This is a genomic window from Mesorhizobium sp. M0019, from assembly GCF_040323975.1.
Lineage (GTDB): Bacteria > Pseudomonadota > Alphaproteobacteria > Rhizobiales > Rhizobiaceae > Mesorhizobium.
In genome coordinates this window covers 1-2,031 of record NZ_JAMYVK010000120.1, presented here as the reverse complement: position 1 = coordinate 2,031, position 2,031 = coordinate 1, and the positions used below count along the sequence as shown (strand labels likewise).

2 protein-coding genes and 1 pseudogene are annotated in these 2,031 nt (G+C 61.1%); all 3 read right to left on the bottom strand.

All coding sequences use genetic code 11. The features are described from left to right. The coding region (locus NKK47_RS34895; RefSeq protein ID WP_352579911.1) for a HAMP domain-containing protein at positions 1-1,151 on the bottom strand (1,151 nt) is incomplete at its 3' end. A gap of 61 nt (positions 1,152-1,212) precedes the next feature. Beyond that, a complete protein-coding gene (locus NKK47_RS34890; protein WP_352579910.1) occupies positions 1,213-1,797 on the bottom strand; it encodes an SCO family protein in 585 nt (194 codons plus the stop codon). Beyond that, positions 1,794-2,031: pseudogene (locus NKK47_RS34885) on the bottom strand (ABC transporter substrate-binding protein); the annotation flags it as partial. The gene NKK47_RS34890 and the pseudogene NKK47_RS34885, both read right to left, overlap by 4 nt.

The window sequence follows — 2,031 nt, the reverse complement described above, 5'->3', positions numbered from 1 at the left end:
CCTTCCCGCAACAGCGGGGCAGCGAGGACGGTGCGGAATCCGCCTGCCTCAGCGATCAAGGCGACGCGGTAGTCCGGATCAGCGGCCACGTCTTCGATTTGCACGATCCGCCGATCTTCGATTACGCGCCCTACGGCGGAGCCTCGGCCTGCGGCAAGCGCTGGAAGTGGATTGGCGTCGACATAAGCACGGAAACTGGGCGGGTAGCCATGCGTCGACACATAGCGGAATACGCCATCCAGCAACTGCACGATACCACCCTTGTCGGCACGGCAGAGCCTGACAGCCGATTCCACCAACGTATCGAGCACGACCTGCAGATCGAAGGTAGAGCGGCTGATGACCTTCAGAACGTCTGCAGTGGCTGTCTGCTGCTGAAGGGCTTCGTCGAGCTGCTGGGTGCGTGTCTCAATCTCCTGATACAGCCGCCCCAGCTGGTCGGAGGTCTGGTTGACGTTAGCGGCGAGCACTCCAAGTTCGTCGCGATTGGCGACGGCAACCTGTTGGGCGAAGTCGCCGGCCGCTATCTGGCTGAGGCGCGTCTCGATCTTCTTGACCGGTTCGATCAACGACCAGGAGATGATGTAGCCGAGCCCCAACGCCAGCAGGATACTGCCCACAGCAAACGAGACCACGATCAGTCTGGACGTGCCGTACGCACCCTCGGTCGTTTCGATGGCCACTACCATGTCGGCCTCGGCCATGTTGACCAGCTGGTTTGTCAGCCGCTCGAGGCTATCAGCCGACGGTATGATTTCATCAAGCTGAACCTTGCGCGCCTCCTCAGTGCGGCCGGCGCGGACGAGCTCTGCCACGTGCGTCACCCCGGCCGTCAGCCGTTCGTACTCTTGCCTGACCTGGCCAAGCACTTCCACCTCGGCTTTGGCGACGAACTCCATGCGGTCGAGGTCGTAGCCGAACTGGTTGAGCTGGCGCAGCGCCGCATCCAGCATCCGGTCGTCCTGAAGCAAAAGGGCGGTGGAGATGCCGTAGAGCTGGGTGGTCGTATCGTGCTGGACCTGGCTATAGGCTGCTATCCGGCGCTGCAACTTGATCAGCTCGTTTGTTTGATCATTGACCCCACTCAGCACCTGCAACCCGACGGCCCCGAGCACGATCAGCAGGCCGACGATCGACAGGAACGCGATCAAGAGCTTGGTCTGGACGCGCGCCGGCAGCCGCGCAACCCAGCCAACGAGCCGGTTCGTTATGCTATTTGGATTCGTCCAAGAGGCTGAGAAGGTCACCCCGGAACTCCTCCAAGTCGAACCGGACGCCAAGATACTGTACTCGCAAGGTGCCACCGGGGTCCACGAGCGACGTCAACAAGGTATGATCGACATCTCCGTTCGCCGCCTTCTTCGCGATGACCCCGTATTTCCGTCCAACCTCATGGACAATCGCCGGATCACCGGTAAGAAACGACCAGCCCTTCAGATCGGCGCCAAAATTCTGCGCATATTCCTTCAAAACATCTGGCGTGTCGCGCTCCGGGTCGACGGTGATCGAAACGAAGGCGATTTTGGGTCCGAATGCACTACCCAACTTTTCCTGCACGCTGGCCATATGGGCGGTCAGCATGGGGCAGACGTCGGTACAGTGCGTATAGATGAATGAGACGGCGACCACCTTGCCGCGAAAGTCGTGCAGCGACACGCGCACCCTGTCCTGCGATACCAAGGTAAAGTCCGGCGCCTGTCCGATCGTCGGCAGGCGCTCGTCGTGGGGCGCGTCGTGCGCGTGTGCCGGCCCGGCCATCAGCGCCAGCACCAAGATGCGCGCCGCCCACTCGCTCATGTTTTCATCTCGCGCTTGACCTCCTTGAAAAAGCGCCAATCCGTGCCGTTCGCGATGATCTCGTTTGGGTTCGACTTGACAATCCCGGCTTCATGCAGCCGCAGCGAGAAGAACCTCATCGTGTCCTCGGGATCGAAGTCGCGCCAATTAGAGTATGGGAGCTCGCGGAGCGACTGCACGGCGTAGTCGTATTGTTCGGTGTGTCCGCCATCCACCAGCAGGCGTGCCACCCGT

Coding starts and splice junctions, on each gene's coding strand:
- NKK47_RS34890 (WP_352579910.1), bottom strand. CDS start 1,797: ATGAGCGAGTGGGCGGCGCGCATCTTGGTGCTGGCGCTGATGGCCGGG.